This window comes from Rufibacter ruber (assembly GCF_001647275.1).
Taxonomy (GTDB): Bacteria; Bacteroidota; Bacteroidia; order Cytophagales; family Hymenobacteraceae; genus Nibribacter; species Nibribacter ruber_C.
This window is the reverse complement of the sequence record NZ_LRMM01000077.1, coordinates 1-23,104: the sequence shown is the minus strand read 5'-3', so window position 1 is coordinate 23,104 and position 23,104 is coordinate 1. Positions and strand designations below refer to the sequence as shown.

Below are 23,104 nucleotides of genomic sequence, written 5' to 3'. Positions count from 1 at the left end.
GAAGTAAGTTCCATCTGCTGGTGCTTGCATTTTTCTGGTTTTAGGGTCTGTTTTCCGGAAACAGCCCTAAACAGAAATGCAGCACCAGCAGATGGAAGAGGCACGAGAATGTGCTATTCTCTGTGCCGGAATGCCGTATTTACTTTGAGGGCAGGTGAATTTTTGCACGCCTTAGGGATGGTCCCATTCTATGAACCCTTCCTTTGGGACCGCCAGATTTCTCTTGCATCACAAATTGTGCTGCAAGCGGAAACTGGCCGGTGCCGTTCTTGTAAAAAAGTGGCGAACGAATAGGAACCTTACCGCCTGTTGGACAGAAAAGAATGCGCGCAGCCTATCAAGGCAGGAACTGCCTCACAGAATCTACTTGAGAAAAAAGTTATACTTGGGGAGGTGGGGTAGGAATGGCAATGTCCAGTAAAGGGACTTCTTGCTGATAAAGCATGCTGACCTCAGGCGAAGATTCAGCTGTAAGGAGTTCCGGTACAGAAACCGCTTGGGGTTGCATAAAGTCATACACCGGAGAAACCGTTGCCTGCGCCACGGCTTTGGTGCTTTTCTGCTGGATTTCTACTGAATTGGAGATAGTACAGATAGCAGAAAGGTCAGGTGTTTCTGAGCAGTGGTGCAACTCACTGGCCTGGTGGTACAGGCCGTGCAAGGCAGGCAGCAACACCCGCATGCCCAGCAGTAGCTGCAGGAGCATGATGATGGGGATGGCACGGAACACCTTTCTTTTTACCACAACAGAGAGTTCTTATGAGCAGCAACAATGCGTAAAGATAAACGGGTTGGTTTTTTAGAAGCAAATAAATCTAATAATATATTTAGCCGCTAGTTCTTTGTAACAAGTCACTTAGTGCCAGGCATTCAATAGTAGAGCAGTTTATTCGTTCTAAGATAGGCAAGGTGAATTATAAAATTGGGTCATAACCTCCTTCGTTTCATGCCTTCCTGCTTTAGGGGCTTCCTGCTTTCACCAGCTTTTTACTGCTTCTCTTCTGCCAGCGATTGGTTGGTGCCGGATGCTGCAGATTTGGTACTTCATGATCATGAACAACCAGAAGCTGTTTCATAAATGAAATGAGCTAATCTACTATTCTGTTTTTGGCTTGTTTTCTGAAAAACAGCTCAAAAACAACCGTAAAGCCCCAGAGTATGCCTCAGGTTGTCAAGCTAATAAGAGCTTTAGACTAAATTTAATACTCCTGAACAGGGTGCTTTATCAAAACAAGTTATACTTTTGCGGCGCATCATCTGCGTCAAAGCATCAACAGAAAGTAAATTGGGGAGAAAGCAATCATACCGGTACATGTGCATTTTGGCGCTGCAGGCTCTGCTGTTGTTCAGGGTGGCTGTGCCAGCTTTCCATACCCTCTTGCACGGCCTGGAAGAACCCGCTACCCAAACCTCGGCACTTTGTTCCCTGTCTAAAGCTGCCGCTGAACGGGAAGAACCCAGGCAAGCCGCTCCTCTGACAAAGTCACTTTTGGCAGACATGTTACCAACGCACCTGGAGGAATATACCTTCCATAGTCTGGTAATGGAAGACCCGGTACTTCCTCTTTTTTATGGCATTCATTGGAGCAACAGCTCCTTGCCCATTTTTACACCTCCTCCCCAAGCGTAAGTTTCCTCTTCCTCCAATAGAGGCAGGCTGTGTTGTTTCCATTTCCTTGGGAGCAGTAATTCCTGTGCTTTCCTTTCTTGCCCAGAGGTTGAGATTCATACCTGTGTTCAGAAGCAGCATGGACCCTTTAAGTAAACTTCGGGCCAGCTGTTTCACCTTTTCAATTTAGCGTCCATTTCCGGTTGCGAAAGCCACCAGGAGAGGTGTTTCTGTAGTTTCCTTCCCTTTCTTGCTTAACAGGTCGTGGTGACCGTTGCTCCCCGCCCTGGATTTAAACATCTGAGGATAGCAATGTGGCATGCCCTAAGAAAGGTGAAGAGTTTGGCAGATTTTTCATGCGTAAAAGTAGACAGCAGACTTTTTTTAGAGGAGGTTGGCTGGCCGGGATTTTATTGCTGGCCAGCCTGAGCGGACCCCTGCACGGGTTGGTGGTGGACCACCCCAAAAAACATCATCCTACCGCCAAAGCCTTTTCTGCCACACTAGACCATTGTGCGCTGTGCCATTTCCAAGTGGATGGGGATTGGCCAGGTGCGCCCTGGCTTGGCGTTGTTCCTATTTGCCATAAGCCGCAATGGCGGTGGCACACTGTGTCTCGCTTTGTGGGCGATGCTCCTTCCATACTATATCTAAGGGGGCCTCCTTCGCCTTCTGTACCATGCCTAGCCACAGACCATTGGCTGTTAGCTAGCCCCAATTGTTGACTGTACCAGCCAGTCAGTTTCTATTAATTTTTGAAAATCAATTGTGCCCCTGTGCACTAGACAAGTTATATCATGACCCCATCATATTTAAAGCAATTCCTTTTTTTACTGGTAGTCTTACTCACCTTTACCGCCTGCGGCGATGAGGACGAGGAGGTGAAACCCTCTGAGAAACCATTTGTCATTACTGACCATTTTGTGGCGGGCACCATCACACCGCAAAGCAATTCCTACACCAGCGTCTTTTTTATCTCGCTGCTGGAGAACAACAAAGCGGTGTTTATGGGCACGGGAAACAATCTCACAGGTGACTATACCCTCACCAAAGATTCCCTGATCGTCACCATCTCTGACCCCAACAATTACCGCATCGCCAAGTTCAAGCTCAATGAGAAACGCGAGGTAACCTGGGCCTACTACAAAGCCCTCACCATGGAATACAAAGCCACGGGAAACCTGTTGCCGCTGGCCAAGGAAAATCAATTGGCGGGCAAAACCTTCAAAGGCGAGGAGTTTAAAATGGGGCCTGTGAGCAACCGCCCTAACCTGATGTACAAGTTCAACGCGCAAGGTACGGCCTTTGGCACTGGAGTAGATGCAGCCGCCCTGGATGCCAATGCAAATGCTGTGGAACTCCTCAATAACAGCGCGTTCCGCTACAAAAGTGGCAGCACCACGGAGATTGGCTTCGTGAACGGCAATCAGCTGACTGTGTTCAGGTCCAGCGGCCTGTTCTACTACGGAAACTACACTCAACAATAAGTTAAGACACCAGAAGACATGAAAAATCTAAAGAATACACTTTCTCAACCTGTTGCAGCATTTACAAAAGCTTTGTTTGTGCTGTTGTTTACTTCATTATTGGTTTCCTGCGGAGACGATGACGAAGATGTGGTGCCTGTCGCTAAACCCACCATCACTGAACTGGAAGTAGGTGCGGCCAACAACAAAACCGCTCATCCCGGTATGGATTTCCACCTGGAAGCCACCATTGAGGCCCCTGGCAAAATCCGTGACATCAAGGTGCAGATTACGCCTACCAATTCAGGCAGCGGCTGGACGTTTGTGAAAACCTATACAGGTTACTATGCCGGGTTGAAAAACACCTCTTTCCATGAGCACCTGACGGTTCCTGCAGACGCCGCCGTCAAAGGCTATGACCTCCTCATAATTGTCACAGATGAGCTGGGAAACCGCACCGAATCTTTGTCTACCTTCAACGTGGTCAAAGACGCCACGCTGCCTACCGTGACAAGTCTGAAAATGGAGCCCAGCACGGCGGGAACGCAGGTGAACGTGACAGGTACCGTAAACGCGCCCAACAAAATTGCCACCATTACGGTGCAGGTGCAATCCTCGGCCTGGACCCGGGACTTTACCTTGTCAGACGCTGAATCAGTAGGGAAAACCACCTACGCCCTCAGCAAAAGCATAGATATTTCTGCGGCACCCGCCGGGCATTACCACGTCAACCTGAAACTCACTGACCAGGCGGGTAAAGCCATCACGTACCAGGTGCATTTTGATAAGAAATAGTGCCTGATGAATCAGAATTGATGAGCTTTGGCTATTCGCCAAGATAAGAATGCTTTTAGGGCGGCAACGCTGCTAGTTTAGAAGTTTAAGCTCCTCAAAGGCTAAGTGTCTACCTGTTGTTTTCGCCTGTTTTCCCAAAAACAGCCGAAAACAGAACAGGAACATCCTGCTTTACTAAACGTCATTCTAAGGAGAGGCTTCCCTTGGAATGTGCAGGAATATCATCCTTCGGAATGAAAAAATCATCCTCCTGTTAAAGGTAAGGAGAGGAACCCTTCTTTCCTGTTTTCGGCCTGTTTTTGAAAAAACAGCGAAAACAGAACGGATACTGGGGTCAGATCAGAAAACACGTACCTACAACGGCTTCTGATTTTCCTGGGAATGGGGCACTTCCAGCTCAATGCTGAAGGTGGTGCCTTGGTTTACTTCGCTTTCGGCCTGTATTTTTCCACCCAATGCCTCTACCTGGGATTTCACCATGTACAGGCCAATTCCTTTCCCGTCTGTATGAAAGTGAAACCGCTTGTATAGCCCAAACAGCTTGTCTTTCTGGCCCACCAGATCAATGCCCAGCCCGTTGTCTGTGAACGTGAGGTGGAGCCGTGCCTGAGAGACGGTGCTTTTTATCTGGATTACGGGCGGCACATGGGGCTGCCGGTATTTAATGCTGTTGGAAATAAGGTTGTAGAAAATGCTGTGGAGGTAGCTCCTCAGGGAAAGGACCTCTTCTGCCGCGGTGAAATCAGTAAGAATTTGTACCTTTTCTTTGGAGATGACAGTAGAGAGCATGGCTTTTATATCCTCTACCAGCTGAGGCAGGTTCACCACCTCTTTTTTCTCATTTACCTCCTGCCGTACCTGCAGGATCTCATTCAGGTCTTTGATTACGCTATCCAGTTTGTTCACAGATGTCTGCAGGCCGTGCATGGCCTTCGGGGTGTCAGCAGGGGCTATGCTCTGGGAAGTAAGCAAATTGGAAAGCCCCATGATGTTGGCCACCGGCGCCCTGAGGTTATGCGAAACAATATAGGCAAACTGCTCCAGGTCTTTATTGCGCTGCAGCAGGTCTGCGGTAATCTGGTCTTTCTCCAGCTGTGCTGCCCGCTCTTTGGTAACATCATGTATGATCCCGGTCAGTTTGATTACTTCATGTGGGGCCGTGATGGTGGCCTTCAGTTCGTTATAGAGGTACCTGATGTCTCCGTTTTTACGCACAATACGGCAATAAAATGAGTTTTTGGTTTTGTGCAGGGTAGAGTACAGGGCTTGGGTAGCATGCTCCAGATCCTCTGGGTGGATAAAACTCAGGAAGTTCTCCAGCCCGGCATTGGTCTGTGAGGGGGTGGTGCCCAGGATTCGGTAAAATTCATCAGACCACATGTCTTCTGTGGTTTGAAAGTTATACTCCCAGCTGCCCAGCTGTGACAGGGCCTGGGCGTCTTTGAGCAGATTGGTGCTTTGCTCCAATTCCTGCATGGCCAGCAGCAGGGCCTCTTCATTCTTCTTTTTGTCTGTGATATCCTGCCTGATGGCCAGATACTGTCTGGGCTTGCCCTGCTCGTTGAGGATGGGTACAATGGTGGTGGCGGTCCAGTAGAAGGTGCCGTCTTTCCGCTTGTTCTTTATCTCGCCTTTCCAGATGCTGCCAGAGGCAATGGTTCGCCAAAGTCCTGTAAAAAACTCCCTGGAGTGATGGCCAGAATTGATGAGGCGGTGGTTCTGGCCTATCAACTCTTGGGCGGTGTACTGTGAAATCTGGCAGAAATTATCATTCACATAGGTAATGGTGCCTTTCTGGTCAGTCACGGCCACAATAGAAGACTGGTCCAGCGCGTATTTATAGTCTTCAATCTCTTTAATGTGTGCCTGCACGTCCTGCTGAAGGGAGCTGTTGAGCTGCTGGATTAACTTTTGTGCATTCTTAGATTCTGTGATGTCTACAAAGGCCGTGAGCAGGCATTCTTTCCCGCTCAGATGGACCAGGTCGCCGTGTAAAGAGACTGTACGCACCTCCCCTGACTTGTTCCTGACCTGTAACTCAAGCGACCGGATTGCTTTTTTGGTTTGGAGCTCCCTAATGATGCTGGCGCGGTCTTCAGGGGAGAGCCATAGATTTAGATCAAGGCTGGACTTGCCAATTAGCTCCTCTCTGGTGAAACCAGAGAACTGAAGGTAGTTATCATTCACCTCTAAGAAATTACCGGTTACCATCTCTGAGATCACCTTCATAATAGGGCTCTTGTAGAAGACCTGGGAAAACAGGAGTTCGCTTTCCTTTGATTTCTCCTGTGCCAGAATAAGGTCTGTGATATCTGTAAAGGCGAACAATAAGCAAGGTTTGTTGTGCAGATGTACTTTGTCCAGATGGAAGGAGAGGTGCCGGATATTGCCGTCTTTATCCCTTGCCTGCACCAGGAAATTCCGCACCTGCCCGTTCTCCTCCAGTTGCTGAATCATCTGTTCCCGCTGCTCTGGGAAAACAAAAATATTGAACTGAGCAGCGGTGCCGCCTAGGGCCTGCTCTCTGGTGTGGCCAAAAAATCTAAGGGAGCTTTCATTGGTGTCTACTAACTGCCTGGTCTCCATATCAACCAGAGACAGCATGATGGGGCTTTGGTAGAACAGGCTGGAGAAGATCTGTTTTTGCTCCTCAAGGCTCTGCTCTGCCTTGCTTCTGCTGATCAGGGCTTTTCTGATCATCAAAAAGCTGCCAATAAAAAAGAGGAGCATGAGTACAGAAAATACCTGGAAGATGGCGAGCGTATTTTCATTTTTGTCTGTGTTGGCCTGGTCATTCAGTTGCAGGCTTTCCCGTTCCTTCTCCTCAATTGTCTGTGCATAGTACCTGATAGAGTCCATGGCGGTAGAAGTCTGAGGATATGCGGCAACAGCGCCCCCAGACTTTTTGCCGGGGCGAAAGAAACGGGTAGCCAGGGCTAGGTACTGGTGGTTTAATGAAATGAGCCGGCGCATGTACAACGCTTCTGCCCTGTCTTGAACCTGTATTCTCTGCAGCTGTTGCAGGTTTTCCTGATGTTGCGAAAGTGCCTGCTCAAACTGGGCCAGATGCTCTGGTTGCTGGGCCGCAGCAAACTTCAGCCTGCCCTCTTCAATTTCATGTAAATTCTGGTAAAGGGACTCTACCGTTTTTAAAACTTGTAAAGAGGCGGTTTCTCTTTTGCTAAGAGAGTAGGTTGACTTAAGGTCTCTATAAACTAACGCGGTAAAAAAAGTGATGCAGAGAAAAGCAACCGAAAAAACCCAAAACACCCAAAAAAGGGTTCGTTTAATGTGCATTACTCACCAAATAGAATAAAAGCTTAAATACAATATGAATCAAAACGCTGCCAGGAAGATGGTGTGATTATTAAAAAAAATTAAATAACATGCTAACTAATAGTAGCTTAAAGATAAGGATTTATGTTTCTAAGATCAAAAATTGAGATATTATTAATGCGTTTTATCATGGTGTTACTTGGCTAAGTTCTATTTAGTAATTGAGAAAGAAGGAGACCGAAGATGGTAATAAATATAGTATTTTACAAATATGTTTATCCGCGCAGCATTTTTCTGGACCTGCTGTGGGGGCTGTTCTCTCTTAGAGTAGGAGGCTGGGTTGTATTTTTCAGAATAGGGTAAGCCCGTCTCCTCCTGACATACTTCATGGCTGGTGACGCTGTATCTACAAGGAACTAAAGGGCTTTTTATTTCCGGTAAAGCCGGTGATGGTAGTAGAGACACCTGGGGTTGGTGCAGTCCAGTGACGTGTATGACGAGGACGGCATTGACCACATCAAAATGATAAAGCCAACTGGGGAGTAGCCACAAAAAGAAGGGTGCGTTTAGGGGCTGTTTTTCCGAAAAACAGCCCCTAAACGCACCCTCGGTCTAAATACTCTAGTATTAGGCGTTTACTTCACCACCGCCGTAATAGGCTTGCCCACGGTGCCGTTAGGCGTCTGGATGTGCAACAGGGCCGCCAGGGTAGGCGCCACATCGGTCATATAGGTGGGCATGTTGGTGCTGCCCGGTTTAATGTTCCAGCCCATGAACAGGAGCGGGAGGTGGGTGTCATACGGGTTCCAGGCGCCGTGGCTGGCCCCGGTTTTAGAGGTAGTGGCCACGTAACCGGGTTTCAGGAGAATCTGGATGCTGCCGGTGCGTTTGGGGTTGTAGCTGTTGGCAATTTGCTCTCTAATGGTAAACGGCACCAAATGCGCGTTGGCGTTGCCCATGTCTACGGCGTACATCACCTCGGGCTCCATCTGCAGCTTGGCAATCACGGCTTTTTTAATGAGGTCAATGTCCAGTTTCTTGGCGGCTATCTGGTCCCAGTCAAAGTGCACCTGATAGCTGGACATGGAGCGCACCAGATTCTCGGCCCCGAAGGTGGAGGCCAGCATTTTGTTCAGCTCGGCCTGCACGGGCTTTGAGTTCCAATTGCCGCCGTTCAGCTTGTTTTCCTGGGAATAGCCAATGGCGTGGCCTACGCCGTGGTCGGCGGTGAGGAACACCAGGTACTGCCCTTTGCCCACTTCGCTGTCCAGGAACTTGAAGAATTTGGCCAGATCCTGATCCAGACGCAGGTACGTGTCTTCAATCTCAATGGAGTTAGGCCCAAACATGTGGCCCACGTAGTCTGTAGAGGCGCAGTTGATGGTCAGGAAATCGGTGGCCTCGCCCTGGCCCATGCTGTAGCCGTTCACGGCTGCCGAAGCGAAGTCCAGAATGAAGGTATTGCCGTGGGGCGTGGTCCGGAAAGCGTCTTTTTTCTTGGCGTAGGCCGCGGGTAGGTTGTGCGGGAAGGTAGTGGTGGTTTCGCTGGGCAAACGGCCCTCATAGGCTTTGGCGTCTTCGTCGCTGTTTTTGTAGGTGTTAATGGGGTACAGCGTCTGCCAGGGTTGTTTCATGAACTCGGCGGCGCGCTGCTGCTTGTTAAAGTTCTGCACCCACTCGGGCAGCGTAGGCATGTAGAACGTGCTGGTGATAAAGTTACCTGACTCATCATCGAACCAGAAGGCCCCGTTGGCCATGTGCCCGGCGGGCAGAATAGAGGCGCGGTCTTTCAGCGAAACGCCCACCACCTTAGACTGCTTGTTGGTGGCAATGCGCAGCTCGTCGGTGATGGTAGAGGCCAGCATGTTGCGCGGCGACATCTGCCCTTCAGTGGCGGCGGCGCTGCCCACGGTCTGCACGGTGTTGTCTTCGGTGCAATACACGGTCTTGCCGGTTAATTGGTCTACCCAGCTGTTGCCGGTAATGCCATGGATGCCGGGCACCGAGCCGGTGTAAATAGACGAGTGGCCTACGGCAGTGGCCGAGGGCAGGTAATTGATGTAGTGGTTCTCACAGGAGAAACCTTCGCGCAGCAGGCGCTTGAAACCGTCTTTGCCGTAGCGGTCATTGAAGCGGTACAGGTAGTCCCAGCGCATCTGGTCAATGACGATGCCCACCACCAGCTTGGGCCGGTCTACTTTGTCTTTGCTGGCTTTGGGGGCGGAGGTGGCCTGGTAACCCAGGTGCAGGAGAAGGGTGAAGAATACTACAAATTTTTTCATGAGGGAATTCATTCAAGAGGGTGTTGGCCTGTCTGTTAGGAAGCAGATGAAGAGCTTAATTTTAAATTTTTTAAAAGTAAGGACAAAATAGTAAAGAATTGAAACAAGTGAGAACAATATGAAAGGATAATTGTAAGCAAGCGACTATGAATGCGCCACGGCGAATGCTTTGCCCCAGTCACGATTCCTGTTTAGGGGCCGTTTTTCTGAAAACAGCTCAAAAACAGGAATTGGCGTGGAGGAACATCAGAACTGAAATCGGCCGGAAGGCCATTCTTTAAGAGCGGGATTATTGCCGCACCAGGACTCTTTTCTCTTTTTTGGGACCTCTGTTGAAGAATTTGGCTTTCGCGCTTTTGGGCGGGAGCAGGGTTTGGATGGCCGCGGCCGCTTCTATGGGCAAATCAGATTCCAGCACATCGGCCCCGGCTTTGAACACTTCTTGGTAGGCGGTGCGGCGGGCAGCTGGGTCTGGGAGTTTGTCATAGGTAGGCGCCGCTGAGACCATGCACATCACGCCGCGGGCGTGCAGCAGGTCCATGACCTCCTTCGTTTCGGGTTTTACCTCGGGCCCCACGTAGGCCATGATGCTGCTCCACGGCACGCCCGCTTTCTCGTAAGACTCCAGCTCTTTCTTCGTCTTCACAAACGCCGACATCATGATGCCCTCTATCTGGTCATAGTAGTATTTGGCCTGCTTGGCGTTATGCACGGTGACCATGACGTGGGCGGCAGCGTTGTGCTCCTTTATCTTTTTCACGGTCATGGCCAACGGCACGTCTTTTTTATCAAGGTTCACCACGGTTTTGCCCTTGCTCCATTTGATAACCTCGTCCAGCGTAGGAATGCCGTATTCGGTCACGTTGCCTTCCACGTCTTTGAGTTTGAGTTTCTTCAGTTCTGCCCAGGTGTAGTCAGCCACTTTGCCGGTGCCGGTGGTGGTGCGGTCCAGGGTGGCGTCATGCATGAGTACAATCACGCTGTCTTTGGTGAGGCGCGGGTCAATCTCAAAGAAGGCGGGCGTGTGCCGCAGCGTCTCCTCAAAAGAGGGAATGGAATTCTCCGGGAAACCTTTCACAATGCTGCCCCGGTGTCCGCTCAAAATGGGCACGTCTTTGCCCGTGTACTTGAAAAACTGGTGCAGCTCTTTGGTGTTCTTGATGTTGAGGTTCTGCAAAGGCTCTTTTTGCTGCGCCAGGCTGGGGTTACCCAACAGCAGAAGCGCGAGGCCTGCCCCAACGGCAGAAACTTGAAGGCGAAAAGATGGCTTGAATAATCGCATAAAGGTCTGGGGTTAGACGGTAAGGTAAAAAAGATGCCAAGAAGACTTCACCTCTCTGGCAGATTTGACTAGAAGATGAATGTATGCCGAGTTGCGTTTAGGGTCTGTTTTCTGAAAAACAGCCTCTAAACGCAATTGGTGAAAATTCTCGCCGGTAAGCTGTTTTGAGTTCTCTGTTGTTCTCTCATTTGCAACCATTCGCGCGTGAGCTATGGGTGGCCGGATTTGTGTTTAGCGGCTGTTTTTCTGAAAATAGCCCCAAACCGTGATCACAAGCCGATACTTGCCCCAGAATGCGTTTAGAGGCTGTTTTTCGAAAATCAGCCTCTAAACGCAACGGACGGGTAGTGCCGCCAGCAGCCGTAGGCAAGCCAGCTACAGTTTGCTGTTGAGGTGCACCAAGGAAAGCTCGCCCACGGCATCCAGTTCAAACATGGTCACCGACGAGTTGTCAATCACGAATTTGCGGTAATTGCGCACGGGCATGCCCAGTTTGTAGGCCAGGTAAAAACGGTTCACGCCATTATGCGCCACCGTGAGCACGTTCCCCGCGGGGTGTTTCTTCACCAGCGACATGTAAAAGTCCTCCACCCGGGCAATGACCTCACCTGCCGTTTCGCCGGTGCCGCCGGCTTTGGTCTGCATAGGGTCCTGGCACCAGTCCTGCCAAAGCGCTTCGTTCTCCGGGATGAATTCTTCCTTGCGTTTGCCTTCCCATAACCCGAAATCAGCTTCAATGAGGCGTTCATCTGTGGTCACGGGGAGGTTGCCGCTGGCCAGTTGCGCCGTTTTATAGGCCCGCTCCAGCGGCGAAGAGTACACCGCGTCAAAGGTCACGTTCTGGAGTTGGGCGGCGGCGAGTTGGGCTTGCTCCAGGCCCTTGGGGGTAAGCGGTAAATCGGTGCGGCCACAGTACCGGTTGCCGTCGGCGTTCCAGGCAGTCTGGCCGTGGCGCAGTAAATAAACGTTAAGCATATTGGTGATCAGAGATGTATCCTTTCTCCTGCAAGATGCGCAAAAAATCGGCGTAACTTTTGGCGTAGGCCTGGCTCAGGGCAGGAGTAGGATGGATTTCTTTTTCTATTTGGGTTAAGGCTTGGGTGGCTTCTTCAATGGAGGTGAAATGTGTTTTAGACGCGGCCAGAATGGCGGCACCCACGGCCCCGGTCACGTGCCGCATTTTGTAAATGGGCAGGTTGAGCACGTTACTCCGGATGGTAAGCCAGGCCTCGCTGTTGCTGGCGCCGCCGGCGGTGTACACAGCCCTCACCTCTTCACCGGAAAGCTGCTGAATAAGGTCAAACGCGTATTTCTCCACGTAGGCTACGCCTTCCATGTTCGCCACAAACCGTTCGGCCCTTGACAAACCTTCCGGCTCAAAGCTGCGGGCCTGCGGCGCGATGAACGGGAACCGCTCACCCTGCTGGCGCAAGGGATACGCCAAATGCCCCGAAGGAATGATGGCCGCAGCTAGTTCGTTCAACTCGGCTAAATCTTCCTGAAACTCTTTGGTCACCCAGTCGGCGCCGGTGTTGCTGGCCCCGCCCGGCATCCAGTAGCCCTCCGGGTGCCGGTGGCTGTAGAGGCGGTCTTCGGGGTCTTTGATTTGCTGCCGGGTCACGCCTTTTACCACCAGCGTAGTACCGATGGTAGTGTTCCAGTCTCCTAATTTTACGGCCCCGGAGGCCACCTGAGAGGCGCAGCCATCGGTCATGCCCGCCACTACCTGTAGGGTGGGAGATAATCCTAGTTCTTCGGCCAAGGCCGAGGCTAAGATGCCAATGGGTGTACCAGAAGGAACCACGGCAGGCAGCCATTCTTTTTGCAGCGGCAGTTGCTCATGAATATAGGCTGGCCAGAAACCTTCCTGCACGTCATAGCCAGATTTGAGGGCGTTGGTGTAGTCGGTCACAGCCCAAACGCCGCTCAGTTGACCAATGATAAAGTCTGTGGCATGCATCCAGTGGGCTATTTGGGCGGCCTTTTCCGGAAATTGATTCGAAAACCAGACCATTTTAGACAAGCCGCTGGAAGCGTTGAACCCGGTATAGCCACTGGGATGGTAAGCCTCGGCCACGCTTTTGCAAAGTTTCCCTTCCGCCGCAGAGCGACCGTCGCTGTACATGAGGGCGTTGTGCAAGGGTTGGTGCCGGGCATCTAAGGGAATCACCGTGCCGGAAGTAGACGTCACTGATACTGCTTTGATGTGTGCCAGGTTTATTTCGCCGCTTATATCCGCTAGTAAAGCTTTTAGTGAACGCTTGCACGCCGCCCACCACTCCGTAGGCGACTGTTCTTCTCTGGATTGGTTGCTGAGTGGGAAGGCTTCTTCAGAGCTGCCCAGTTGGTCTCCGGCAACGTCCAGCAGCACCACGCGGGCACCCTGGGTGCCAATGTCGATGCCTAAAAAGTAAGGGGCGGTCATACTACCGCCTCCTCACAAATGTGTTTGAACGTTTGGCGCGTCCGTTTCCACTCCTCATAAAGAGCAAGGTAACGGCTGTCTTCCTGTGGCTCTACCACTAGAGGCGGGGAGGGGGCGTAGCTAGTCTCTTCCAGGGCCTCGTTGCAGATAAGAGCGCCGCCTACCACGGTGGCCTGGCGGTAGTTTTCGCGCAGATAGACTTTCTTGTTGAGTAGATCTGCTATGAACTGGCGCAGCAGTTGGCTCTGGAACCCGCCCCCGCAGGCCCACACGTAGTCCTGCTCCACCGCTGAGATGTCATGCAACGAGTTGAAGTTCTCTTTGATGCTGCAGGCAATGTCCCATAAGGTGGCCCACACGAAGTGCGCCCGGGTTAACGTGTGAGTTACCGGAGCCGGAAAGATGAAGCCGCCTTTGGTGATAGGGCCTTTCTCATCAGCTAACAGAGAGCCCAGAGAAGCCACACAGCAGGCTTCCTGTACCTGAGCCAGTTCCTGTTCAATAACCTCGTAGCTTTCATGGGGGTAGAAAATCTCTTTCAGGCGCTGGTAGTTGAGGCCGGTGACCCCCGCGTTGGTTTCCACGGCAAGGGTATGCTCGTCTATGTGCCGGTTGGTCCAGGAGCGCTCGCGCACGTCGGTGATGTACTCATTCACCAGCTTAAAGATGGGGGTAGTGGTGCCGGAGACAATGACTACATCGTCTAGTGCGGGTTGCGTGCCTTTTACGGCCAATTGGGTATCGGCGCCGCCGATGATGACCTGGGCCTCCGGCGAAATCTGGAAAGCCGCCGCCGCCGCTGGGGTAATGGTGCCCAACACAGTGCCCGAGTCTCCCAATGGAGAAAGCAGCATGGGATCTATGTCAAAGATGGCGCACAGGTCAGGAGACCAGGATTTGCGGGCCACATCATAGAGCAGCGTCTCAGAGGCCTGAGAATGTTCATAACGCGCCACACCGCTGAGCATGTACTGCGCCCAGTCACTGATGCTCAAAAACGTGCGGGTCTGCTCCCAGAGCTCCGGTCGCCGCTCCCGTACGCCCACTAATTTCAAGGCCGAGAAAAGGGAAGTTGGGTAACGGCCTGCCAGCTCATAGATGTAGCTTTTATCCTGCATGATGAAGTCCCATTCGCGGCCCCGGTGGTCAATGTTGGGCAGCCCAATAAGGGAACCGCCGTCATGGCCAATCAGGACAATGCCCTCGCGCTGGCTGGTGGCCGTGACGGCTTTTACCTCTACATCCGGCGCATTTTCTAGGGCGGTTATAGCCAGCTTGGTAATGACGCTCCACAAGCGGTTGGGATCAAAGAAGATGGAGTTGGGGTACAGCGCATCGGTCTGGTAGGGCATGTTGTCCCGCTCTACGCTCAGCACTTCGCCGTTTTTGGCAGCCACGGCCACGCGTACGTTTCCCGTGCCAATGTCTACAATAATAAATGCTTCCTGTGCAGCCATGTTTGCTTAGCTTTTAACGGCCAGTATTTCTTTGTTTGCCAATTGCTTAATGTTCTTGTCCTCCTTGATGAACCAGGCCACCAGCGCGTCATTCATAATATAGGCATGATGGTCTTCCACCTCAAACGTGGCCCCGGCAATGTGCGGGGTGGCCAGTACGTGCGGGTGGTGAATGATTTTATAGTCAACTTCATCTGGGGGCTCATGGTCAAACACGTCCAGTATGGCGCCTTTGATGCGGTTGTTCTCCAGGGCGTCTAGCAGAGCCTCCCGTTTCACCACCATCGCCCGGGCGGTATTCACGAAGATAGCATCTGGTTTCATGAGCGAAATAAGGCTTTCATCTATCATGCCCGTGGTTTGGGGGGTAACCGGTAAATGCACCGACACAATATCGCTGGAAGCGAAGACTTCTTCCAAACTTACTTTCTGGTAATCTGGGTCCGGCGACTCGGTGTAAGGGTCATAGAACTGGATGGTGCAGGGGAAGCATTTCACCATGTTGGCAATGCGCTGGCCAATAGCCCCGAAGCCGACCATGCCGATGGTTTTACCGGCCAACTCGCTGCCTTTGAACTGTAGGTAAGACGTATGTGCCCCAGCTTCCCAGTTTTCGCCCTCCAGCCACGCGCAGCCGGCAATGGTGTTGCGCATGAAGGTGATCACGTTGGCCACGAACATTTCGGCCACGGCCTGGGCGTTGCGGGCGGGAGTATGGAACACTGGAATATCATTTTCAGTGGCGGTCTCAACGGCCACGTTAGAAGGGGTGCCGCGGCAGACGCCTATAAATTGCAAGTCTGGATATGCGTTGATGACTTCCTGGGTCACGTGGTCATGCTCGGTGATGAGGGCTTCGGCTTGGGTTTCCTCTAGCAGACCAATGAGTTCTTCTTCGTTATAGGCGCGGCCGTGCGGTTTCCAGGGGCGGTAGATGACTTCGCCAAAGGTTTCCTGCAACACGTGCTGTGCTTTCTCGTGGTAAGGGGCGGTTATTAAAATTCTCATAAGCGTAGTTTAAGTCTCTAATGAATGGTTCTGGAAAGGCCGGCTGGGGGAAGCGAACCTGCCTGGGGTGAGGGTTTATATGATGACCGATGGATTTAATTCTTTTTCCTCCTGCCGGAGGGGAGCCGCTTCTTCTTTGACTAAATGGGCGGTTTTGGCATTGTCTGGTAAGGTGATGAATTTAGTAAGCACCGCGCTGAGCAGGTAGAGACCGACCAGAATCCAGACCACCCCTTCGGCCCCAACCATACCAATGAACACGCCTACAATGGCCGGGCCCAGAAACACGGGTAACCCGGCACCTAGATTGAGGATAGCCATGGCAGCTCCTTTGTCTTTCTTAACCAGGGAAGGCACCAGCGCCGAGAGAGGTACGTACCCGGCCAGTAAAGCGCCCCAGAGCACACCGGCCAGCATTACTGCCCAGAAATTGCTGCCCATGAGCTGCGGCGCGTAATAAAACAGTAGGGTAGAAATGGCGCAGCCCATGCCGCCAAACCACATCACGGAGTTGCGCCAGCCCAATTGGTCGCCCACAAACCCAAAGATGAGGTTAAAAGCGATGTTGGCGGTGAAAATGGTGCCCCAAATTTGCAGCCATTCTGTGGTAGAGAAGCCATGGGCCGCCATGTAGGTGGGCAGGAAAACCGGAAAAGCGAACTGTGCCGTGGTGTTGATAACGCGTACCAATCCGCCTAAAAGTACTTTGGGTTCTTCCTTTACAATGGTGAGCCCTTTCATGAGTTCCTGGGCTTTGGCCCCGGCGTTGGTATTGCTGGCTTTAAATTTATCTCGGTTCAGGACTAGCGCGAACAAACCGCCCACCAGTACCCAGAAGATAGAGCTCCACATGGTGTTGATGTAGCCCAGTTCCTGAATGGCCCAGCTGGAGTAATAAGCGCCCAGTACGTTTAAGCCGCCCGTAAATACAAACCAGAACCAGCCCACGGCCCGGCCCAGTTTCTGCTGCGGACTGCGGTACGTAATCCAGACCAGGAACGAGTAGGCAAACAGCGGGTACCCAAAGCCGCGCAGGGCGTAGGTGAACAGCATCATGGGGAAGTTCAGATCCGTCATTCCGTAGCCTACAAACCCGATGGTGCCCGCAATGTAGAGCAACAGACCCCAAGCCATGGTTTTCTTAGCGCCATAGCCTTCGGCCAACACCCCGGAGAACCAGGACGAGATAGCGATGGTGACGCCATACACCGTAAACAAAGACGCCGATTGCTGGATAGACATGCCGTGCTCCAGCAGGTACGGGCTCAGCCATCCCTGTTCCAGGCCATCGCCCATCATGAAAATGAGAATACCCAAGTACCCCCAGCCCAGTTGGCTCGGGATGCCGGCTTTGTCCAGGATGGAGTTTCCTGCAGTTGAATGGTTTTGCATGTCTTTTCTGTTTAGGCTTACTTATTGATTTACTTCTATTTATTTAAGCGTAATAATTCCAGGATACAGCATGCCTTCTGCGGCGGGGAGTTGCAGGCCCAGCAGTTTGGCGGCCAGCGGGGCAATGTCTACCAGTTCCATCTCTGCGATGACCTGGCCTTTCTTAAAACCGGCCCCATACCCTATGAAGCCGGTTTGGATGTCTGGGAAATCTGGGAAGTAGCCGTGCGTGCCGCCCTGCGAAGAAGTGAAGGCCTGGCTTGTGTGGGAGTTCCCGAAGGAGATGCCCGGTACCGGAGCCAATGCTAGAACCGCGTTAGGATCGGCACCGGCTTGGAGTAGGTCTTGCTGGCTCAGCACCCTGAACAGCTTCTGCTGGCTTTGGGGCAACGCCGCTAATATCTGCCGCACCTGCTGCAGGGTCTTCTTGTCGTTCTTGTCCTTTAAGTGAAGAAAGGTGGAGCCACTCGCCGATTTGAACTGGGCTTTCCAGTCATCTTTCTTGAGGTCTTTGATCAGTCCGGCCTTGGCCAACCACACGTTGGGATTGATGTTGGTGTGACGGTCTACAAAGCCGTGGTCCCCGGTTACAATCACCGCCGTCTGGTTTTTGATTCCGGCTTTTTCCAATGACTCCAGAATGAACCGGATGGCATGGTCTGCCCCGGCTACCGCTTTTCTGACGTTTTCGCCGTGGCGGCCCTGGGCATGTTCCGCGTGGTCTACCGCCGCCAGGTGCACGGTGGTGAAGGTGGGTTTGTATTTCCTGAGCAGGTAACCGGCCATACGGGCCACATTGTCATCCATGCTCAGGTAATCTTTGTCCAGGTTGAAGTCGTGGGCTTCCAGCTTTCCGGTGGCGTTCTGCTCCAGTTCTGCCCAGAGACCGGGTGTGCCGTTCTTAGCCGTAATCTCCCGCCGGTCTGAGTTGCCGATGGGCCAGATGTCTGGGATGTTGTAATCTATGGGGGCGCCCGCTGTTACCGGCCAGAGCACGGAGGCCGAGGTGAGGTTGGCTTGTCGTAATGCATCCCAGATGGTGGGGCTTTTGATGGCGCTGTACTCCCAGTACCACTTGCCGGTGGCACCCTGGGGCTCAAAAGGGTCATTGTAGTAGATGCCGTGTTTGGCGGGTTTTACTCCGGTTACCAGCGTGGTGTGTGACGGAAAGGTAACCGTGGGGAAAACCCCGTTCACCCCTTTGGCATGCACGCCACCGGCCGTCATCTGTTGCAGGGTCACCGCTCCCCAGGAGGGATCCAGGTAAAAGTCTGGCCGGAAACCGTCAATGGTAATCAATACCACGTGCTTGGCGCCCTGCCCTAAGGCGTGGAGGCAGAAAGAGGCAGCAAACAGGACCGTGAAGATGAATGGTTTCATGTGACAGGGGTGAAGGTCAGGAAATAACAAGGACAAGGATAATTCTCTCTTCAAGCTTTCTGCCTGAGTATGCCTTCGCATTGCCGGGTTGTCAAACTTTTACTGGTAAGGCTTTTCTTTTTTAAAATTTGATGAAGTAGTAGTGTAGGGTCTGGGTTATTCAAATAAATGAAATTTAATTAAATTAAACAAAAGTAAAGTATATGTAAATTAACTTAAGTGAGAAAATTAAATCTTGAAAGCGAATTAAAAGGCGAAAAGCTTTGAGTAGAGCAGTTGTTAAGAGTATAGGGGCAATAAAGTGCTGTGGTAAGGGAAGACGCACTAGGTAGATAAGCCGGGTATACTTTCAATAGAAGTCAATCTGGGGTGGCGGCAATTCCAGATTCAGTGATCAGGCTTTATGTGTTAGGTGATTCAAACCAGGTGTGCCTGAATGTAAGCTAATTATGCTCAGTATCTTTTATCTGCTTGGCTATATGGGTTATAAAAGAATATCGGCGGAGACGAAATAGTGGTCGCTGGGGAACTGCCCTTTGATTTTGTCTTTGATTATGGTTGACGCCAAGGCTTTCACTGGGCCTTTGGTATAAATGAAGTCAATCTTCTTGCTGTTTTTTTTGGCTTCTTCGCTTTGAAAGCCATGCGCCGTCACGCCTGGTTCGGTTGGGCCATTTACCTCGGTGTAGGAGTCCTTCCAGTTAGCTTCTCTGATGGCGGTGTGAAGGGCATTGTTGGCGCCTGCGTTGAAATCGCCGGTGAGGAGTTGGGGGAAATTGGCGGGATATTGGGCAGCTTCCTCCAGGAGTAGCTTCGTCTGCTTTTCCCGGGCTTCCTGTGCCTTGTGGTCCAGGTGGGTGTTCACTACCCTGAATTCCTTGCCTGTTTTCTTTTCCCGGAGCCTTACCCAACTGGCATTGCGGGCGCGCGCCGTGTTCCAGGAGAGGCTGCCGCCCAGAAGCGGTGTCTCTGACAGCCAGAAGGTGCCACCGGTGATCAGTTCATAGCGGGCGGTGGAAAACAGGATGGGGTTTTTGGCGATGCCGTGGTAGCCCGTGGGGGTTGCATCCATCTCAGGTCCGTCAAACCCGAAGAGCTGGTGCCCGGAGAAAGCCTTTCTGAAGTCATCAGACTGCACTTTTAGTACTTCTTGCAGGCAGAGGATGTCAGGTTTGTGGTTTTTGATGACCTGCAGGCAGATGTCGCGGCGTTGGGGCCAGCCAACGCCCTTTGCCTCGTCCTCGGGAAGCGCCACCCGTATGTTGCAGCACAGCACCCGGTGCGTGTTGCTGCTCTTTTTTTCTGCTACAGGTGCCGATGCCCAGTTCAGTTGGCTCAGCCAGGGACCGAGGGCGACTAAACTGACGCCTTTCAAAAAGGTTCTTCTGGAGGTCATGGGGTGGAAAGGGATGGTTGGGGAAAGCCTTGGTTGATGTTGCGTTTAGGGGCTGTTTTTCCTAAAACAGGCCTAAAACGCAAATGAAAAGTTTGAGTAAAAACTTCCTGAAAGGAAATAAGAACTGTTAAAAAAGCGCTGTTCCCTCTGGGGAAGGATCATGTAGGTTTACAGGGAGAGACTTGGGGTAATGCTTTCCGTTTAGGGGTTATTTTCAGAAAAACAGCCCCTAAACGGAAATGCTTGGGGCTATGCTTCCTGCATTTCCTGCACCGGGGCCGGTCTCAGGTAGGCGCCCGTAGCCAGCAGTTCTTCCTGCAGTTGCTTCACGTCAATTTGTGACGGCGCCACGCCCGCTCTCACCGCAATCTTGGCAGCCCGGCCCGCAGCCTCGCCCATGGCCATGCACGGTGCCATTACCCGAATAGCCGACATAGCTTCATGGGTGGTGGAGATGCAGCGGCCCGCTACCAGCAGGTTTTCTACTTTCTGCGGCACCAGCGAACGGTACGGAATGTCATAGCAGTCACCGCACCATTCCAGGGTGCAGCCGCCGCCCTGCGGGTGGTGGATGTCCAGCGGGTAGCTGGCCACGGCCACGGCGTCTTCAAAGCGGCCGCAGCTGAGGATGTCTTCCTTGGTCATGACGTACTGGCCCACAATGCGGCGGGTCTCCCGTATGCCCAGGAACGGCGCCATTTTGGCGAAGTAGGCGTTTTCAAAGCCCGGTACATACGCGGTGAGGTATTTCTGAATCTCAATCACCTGGCGGCGGCCCTCAATTTCACCATGCGAAAGGCTGGCCGGGTTGGTGCCGTCCACGCCGTTGATGCGGGTCATGTTTACCCACACTTCGCCCTTGCGCAAACCAGTGATCAGAATGGTTCTTTCCACGGGCAGGTCAAAACCGGCGTCGCGGGCCTGTTGCATGAGGTTGCGCATGCCTACCACAATAAACTGGTGGTTCTGCCCGAAATACTCTGCCGGGATAAAGTCTGTGAGGTATGTGCGGGGTTCCTGGGCGATGCTCATGCGCAGTTTATCGGTGTCTACGCCGGCCAGGCAGAACATGAGGGTAGGGGGCTGGGCGCCGCCGGTTTCATTGCCCTGCTCACAGGGAACTCCGGCTTTAAAGGCTACATCGGCATCGCCGCTGCAGTCAATCACGGTCTTAGCCAGAATAGCCTCCCGGCCAGATTTGCTTTCAATCACCACGCCCCGCAGCTTGTCTCCGTCCATGACCACATCGGCAAAAAACACATAGAGCAGTACGTTTACGCCCGCTTCGGTGAGCATGTCCAGGGCGGTATTTTTCACGGCCTCTTGTTCTACCAAGGTAAGGCTCATGTGCAGGGGGCAGGGGCGGTGTTCGCTGGCGGCATCTTGGGCGGCCAGGCGGTCTATGAATTTCTGCGGAATGCCTTTGATGATCTGGTTGCCTTTCTGGCCCAGGAAGCCCAGAATAGGCAAGCCTATGGTCATGTTGCCGCCCAGAAAGCTGCGGCTGTCAATGAGGGTTACGTTGAGGCCATCCTCGGCGGCAGCCAAGGCGGCGGTAATGCCAGACGGACCTCCGCCTACCACCAATACATCGGTCTCCAGGCGCACGGGCACGGTTCTGGCGGGTTCGTTGACTGTTAAAAGATTCTCGTTCATGCTATTTACACGTTAAGCGTTAATTCTGAAGTATTTACTTGAGGAGCGTGGGTAGGGCTTGGTGCACTGCCGACAGATACCTTGGCTTTGGGTCTTTCAGGGCGCACCATGGTCCAGAGCACCAGCACGGCCAAGGGGTGCAGCAGCGCCATGGAAATGAAGATGCGCTCGGCGCCCAGGGTGCCCATTAATTGGCCCACGAAGTAGTTGAACACCACTGCGCCGGCCGCCCCGAACCCGCCCGCAATGCCCAATACGCTGGCCACGTTGTTGACCGGGAAGGCCTCTGCCACCACCACGCTCACGGTGAACAGCCAGCTGAGGCAGGCCATGCCTACAATACTGAAGATGAATAAAGTGACGAAAGGATTGGGGATGTATGGGGTGAGCACGCACAGCGGCGCCAGCACGGCCACGCTTGTGAGCATGATTTTGCGGGCCATAAGGGGCTGTTTGCCTTTCTTTACCAGACGGTCAGACCACGCTGAGGTGGCGATGGCGCCCAGGTCTGCTACGAGAAACGGAATCCACCCAAACATACCCATCTGCTGTAAAGACAGGCCAGACTCTTCTTGCAGGTAGCCCGGTAGCCAGAAAAGGCAGAAGTACCACACAGGGTCACTGATGAACCTGATGAGCAAGATGCCCCACAGGGTGCGAGTGCCCCACAATTGTCGCCAGGTGAAGGCGGTGCTGTCGGCGGGGTTGCCGGTGCCTACGGCCTCGCGGGCTACTTCTGCGGGTGGCTCGCGGTAAATGAAAATCCACAGCACGGCAATGGCCAGCCCCACCGCTCCGGCCACCAGAAACACAAACTGCCAGTTGAACGCCAGCGCCAGCCAGGCCACCAGGGGCGGCGCAATGATAGCCCCAATGGAACTGCCCGCCACGCAAAGGCTGTTGGCGGTGGCCCGCATTTTGCCCGGAAACCAGATGGTGATGACCCGTAGCTGCGCCGGGAAATTGGTGGGTTCAGCCATGCCCAGCATGCCCCTGAAGAAGGTGAACTGCCCTATGCTCTTGGAAATACCGCCGCCCAGACATGCCAACGACCAGCCTATGATCCCGAAAAACATGGTGAGTTTAGCGCCAAACCGGTCTACCAGCCAGCCCGTGACCGGGTACATAAGCGCATAGCACACCGTGAAAATGTTGACGACCACTGCATAGCCAGAGTCATCTAAGCTAAACTCCTCTTTCAAAACTGGTTTGAGAATGGAGAGGATCTGGCGGTCAAAGTAATTGAAGACAATGGCCAGGAAAATGACCAGGATGATAAACCATCGTCGCCGGTTAGGGGGAAGCAGTGAGGCCATGGGTGCTTGGGGATTTGTTTGTTAGGTTCAGGTGTTGGTGGTGTGTTAAGTAGTTGCTTTCGGTTTTGCCATAAATGAAAGTAGATAGCTCTGTAAATAAAGAAAATTTAAATTTTTTAAACAAATTTAAAAATGGATAAAGATTCATAAAATATAATCAGGCATCTAAGATTGCAAGTGGTGTCATGGGGAAGTAGCGTTTTTGTGTAACTGATCAACAGATGAGCCTTGCATAGCTGTATGCGGTTTGGTGGTAGCCTCACGTTTTCTACGCTTGTTCCTTGTTGGTTTGATCTATGGAAGAGCACTCAAAAAGTTAAGCCTTTGCGTTTCTGGGCTGTTTTTCAAAAAACAGCCCAGAAAC

15 protein-coding genes are annotated in these 23,104 nt (G+C 52.4%); 2 read left to right on the top strand and 13 right to left on the bottom strand.

Annotated features, from left to right (window positions below):
* Positions 1–379: 379 nt before the first annotated feature.
* Positions 380–745, bottom strand: a complete 366-nt coding sequence (locus A8O25_RS19680) for a hypothetical protein (protein ID WP_066838737.1) — start codon at positions 743–745, stop codon at positions 380–382.
* 1,661 nt (positions 746–2,406) lie between these two features.
* Between A8O25_RS19680 and A8O25_RS19670 the strand changes: the two genes are divergently transcribed.
* Positions 2,407–3,096 (top strand): hypothetical protein, encoded by a 690-nt coding sequence (locus A8O25_RS19670; protein ID WP_066838731.1) that lies wholly within the window; start codon positions 2,407–2,409, stop codon positions 3,094–3,096.
* A gap of 18 nt (positions 3,097–3,114) precedes the next feature.
* Positions 3,115–3,870: a DUF4625 domain-containing protein gene (locus tag A8O25_RS19665; RefSeq protein WP_082893773.1), complete on the top strand. Its 756-nt coding sequence runs from the start codon at positions 3,115–3,117 to the stop codon at positions 3,868–3,870.
* Positions 3,871–4,224: 354 nt separating this feature from the next.
* Here the strand turns inward: A8O25_RS19665 and A8O25_RS19660 are convergent, their stop codons facing one another.
* The 12 genes from A8O25_RS19660 to A8O25_RS19605 all read right to left on the bottom strand — a co-directional run bounded on the left by A8O25_RS19660 (position 4,225) and on the right by A8O25_RS19605 (position 22,740).
* A complete protein-coding gene (locus A8O25_RS19660; protein ID WP_161947797.1) occupies positions 4,225–6,843 on the bottom strand; it encodes a PAS domain-containing sensor histidine kinase in 2,619 nt (872 codons plus the stop codon).
* Between the two features lie 938 nt (positions 6,844–7,781).
* Positions 7,782–9,428, bottom strand: a complete 1,647-nt coding sequence (gene pafA / locus A8O25_RS19655; RefSeq protein ID WP_066838740.1) for an alkaline phosphatase PafA — start codon at positions 9,426–9,428, stop codon at positions 7,782–7,784.
* A 289-nt stretch (positions 9,429–9,717) separates the two neighbouring features.
* On the bottom strand, positions 9,718–10,710 hold the full coding sequence (locus A8O25_RS19650) for a glycerophosphodiester phosphodiesterase family protein (protein ID WP_066838724.1): 993 nt from the start codon (positions 10,708–10,710) through the stop codon (positions 9,718–9,720).
* 375 nt (positions 10,711–11,085) lie between these two features.
* Positions 11,086–11,685, bottom strand: a complete 600-nt coding sequence (locus tag A8O25_RS19645; protein ID WP_066838721.1) for a histidine phosphatase family protein — start codon at positions 11,683–11,685, stop codon at positions 11,086–11,088.
* Positions 11,678–13,135, bottom strand: a complete 1,458-nt coding sequence (locus A8O25_RS19640) for an FGGY-family carbohydrate kinase (RefSeq protein WP_066838718.1) — start codon at positions 13,133–13,135, stop codon at positions 11,678–11,680. The genes A8O25_RS19645 and A8O25_RS19640 overlap by 8 nt, the downstream gene beginning before the upstream one ends.
* On the bottom strand, positions 13,132–14,592 hold the full coding sequence (locus A8O25_RS19635) for an FGGY-family carbohydrate kinase (RefSeq protein WP_066838716.1): 1,461 nt from the start codon (positions 14,590–14,592) through the stop codon (positions 13,132–13,134). The genes A8O25_RS19640 and A8O25_RS19635 overlap by 4 nt, the downstream gene beginning before the upstream one ends.
* A 6-nt stretch (positions 14,593–14,598) precedes the next feature.
* Positions 14,599–15,600 carry a 2-hydroxyacid dehydrogenase gene (locus A8O25_RS19630; protein WP_066838713.1) on the bottom strand — a complete coding sequence of 334 codons (1,002 nt, stop codon included), beginning with the start codon at positions 15,598–15,600 and terminating at the stop codon, positions 14,599–14,601.
* A 75-nt stretch (positions 15,601–15,675) separates the two neighbouring features.
* Positions 15,676–16,992: an MFS transporter gene (locus A8O25_RS19625; protein WP_066838712.1), complete on the bottom strand. Its 1,317-nt coding sequence runs from the start codon at positions 16,990–16,992 to the stop codon at positions 15,676–15,678.
* 39 nt (positions 16,993–17,031) lie between these two features.
* Positions 17,032–18,372, bottom strand: a complete 1,341-nt coding sequence (locus A8O25_RS19620) for an alkaline phosphatase family protein (RefSeq protein WP_066838708.1) — start codon at positions 18,370–18,372, stop codon at positions 17,032–17,034.
* 484 nt (positions 18,373–18,856) lie between these two features.
* Complete coding sequence (locus A8O25_RS19615) at positions 18,857–19,768, bottom strand: endonuclease/exonuclease/phosphatase family protein (protein WP_066838705.1); 912 nt, start codon at positions 19,766–19,768, stop codon at positions 18,857–18,859.
* Positions 19,769–20,017: 249 nt separating this feature from the next.
* On the bottom strand, positions 20,018–21,424 hold the full coding sequence (locus A8O25_RS19610) for an FAD-dependent oxidoreductase (protein WP_066838703.1): 1,407 nt from the start codon (positions 21,422–21,424) through the stop codon (positions 20,018–20,020).
* A gap of 5 nt (positions 21,425–21,429) precedes the next feature.
* Complete coding sequence (locus A8O25_RS19605; protein WP_082893771.1) at positions 21,430–22,740, bottom strand: MFS transporter; 1,311 nt, start codon at positions 22,738–22,740, stop codon at positions 21,430–21,432.
* Positions 22,741–23,104: the final 364 nt, after the last annotated feature.

What these genes read in the sequence shown, in the direction of transcription:
- A8O25_RS19670 (WP_066838731.1), top strand. Translation starts at nt 2,407, where the DNA reads ATGACCCCATCATATTTAAAGCAATTCCTTTTTTTACTGGTAGTCTTA.
- A8O25_RS19665 (WP_082893773.1), top strand. Translation starts at nt 3,115, where the DNA reads ATGAAAAATCTAAAGAATACACTTTCTCAACCTGTTGCAGCATTTACA.
- A8O25_RS19660 (WP_161947797.1), bottom strand. Translation starts at nt 6,843, where the DNA reads ATGCGCCGGCTCATTTCATTAAACCACCAGTACCTAGCCCTGGCTACC.
- pafA (WP_066838740.1), bottom strand. Translation starts at nt 9,428, where the DNA reads ATGAAAAAATTTGTAGTATTCTTCACCCTTCTCCTGCACCTGGGTTAC.
- A8O25_RS19650 (WP_066838724.1), bottom strand. Translation starts at nt 10,710, where the DNA reads ATGCGATTATTCAAGCCATCTTTTCGCCTTCAAGTTTCTGCCGTTGGG.
- A8O25_RS19645 (WP_066838721.1), bottom strand. Translation starts at nt 11,685, where the DNA reads ATGCTTAACGTTTATTTACTGCGCCACGGCCAGACTGCCTGGAACGCC.
- A8O25_RS19640 (WP_066838718.1), bottom strand. Translation starts at nt 13,135, where the DNA reads ATGACCGCCCCTTACTTTTTAGGCATCGACATTGGCACCCAGGGTGCC.
- A8O25_RS19635 (WP_066838716.1), bottom strand. Translation starts at nt 14,592, where the DNA reads ATGGCTGCACAGGAAGCATTTATTATTGTAGACATTGGCACGGGAAAC.
- A8O25_RS19630 (WP_066838713.1), bottom strand. Translation starts at nt 15,600, where the DNA reads ATGAGAATTTTAATAACCGCCCCTTACCACGAGAAAGCACAGCACGTG.
- A8O25_RS19625 (WP_066838712.1), bottom strand. Translation starts at nt 16,992, where the DNA reads ATGCAAAACCATTCAACTGCAGGAAACTCCATCCTGGACAAAGCCGGC.
- A8O25_RS19620 (WP_066838708.1), bottom strand. Translation starts at nt 18,372, where the DNA reads ATGAAACCATTCATCTTCACGGTCCTGTTTGCTGCCTCTTTCTGCCTC.
- A8O25_RS19615 (WP_066838705.1), bottom strand. Translation starts at nt 19,768, where the DNA reads ATGACCTCCAGAAGAACCTTTTTGAAAGGCGTCAGTTTAGTCGCCCTC.
- A8O25_RS19610 (WP_066838703.1), bottom strand. Translation starts at nt 21,424, where the DNA reads ATGAACGAGAATCTTTTAACAGTCAACGAACCCGCCAGAACCGTGCCC.
- A8O25_RS19605 (WP_082893771.1), bottom strand. Translation starts at nt 22,740, where the DNA reads ATGGCCTCACTGCTTCCCCCTAACCGGCGACGATGGTTTATCATCCTG.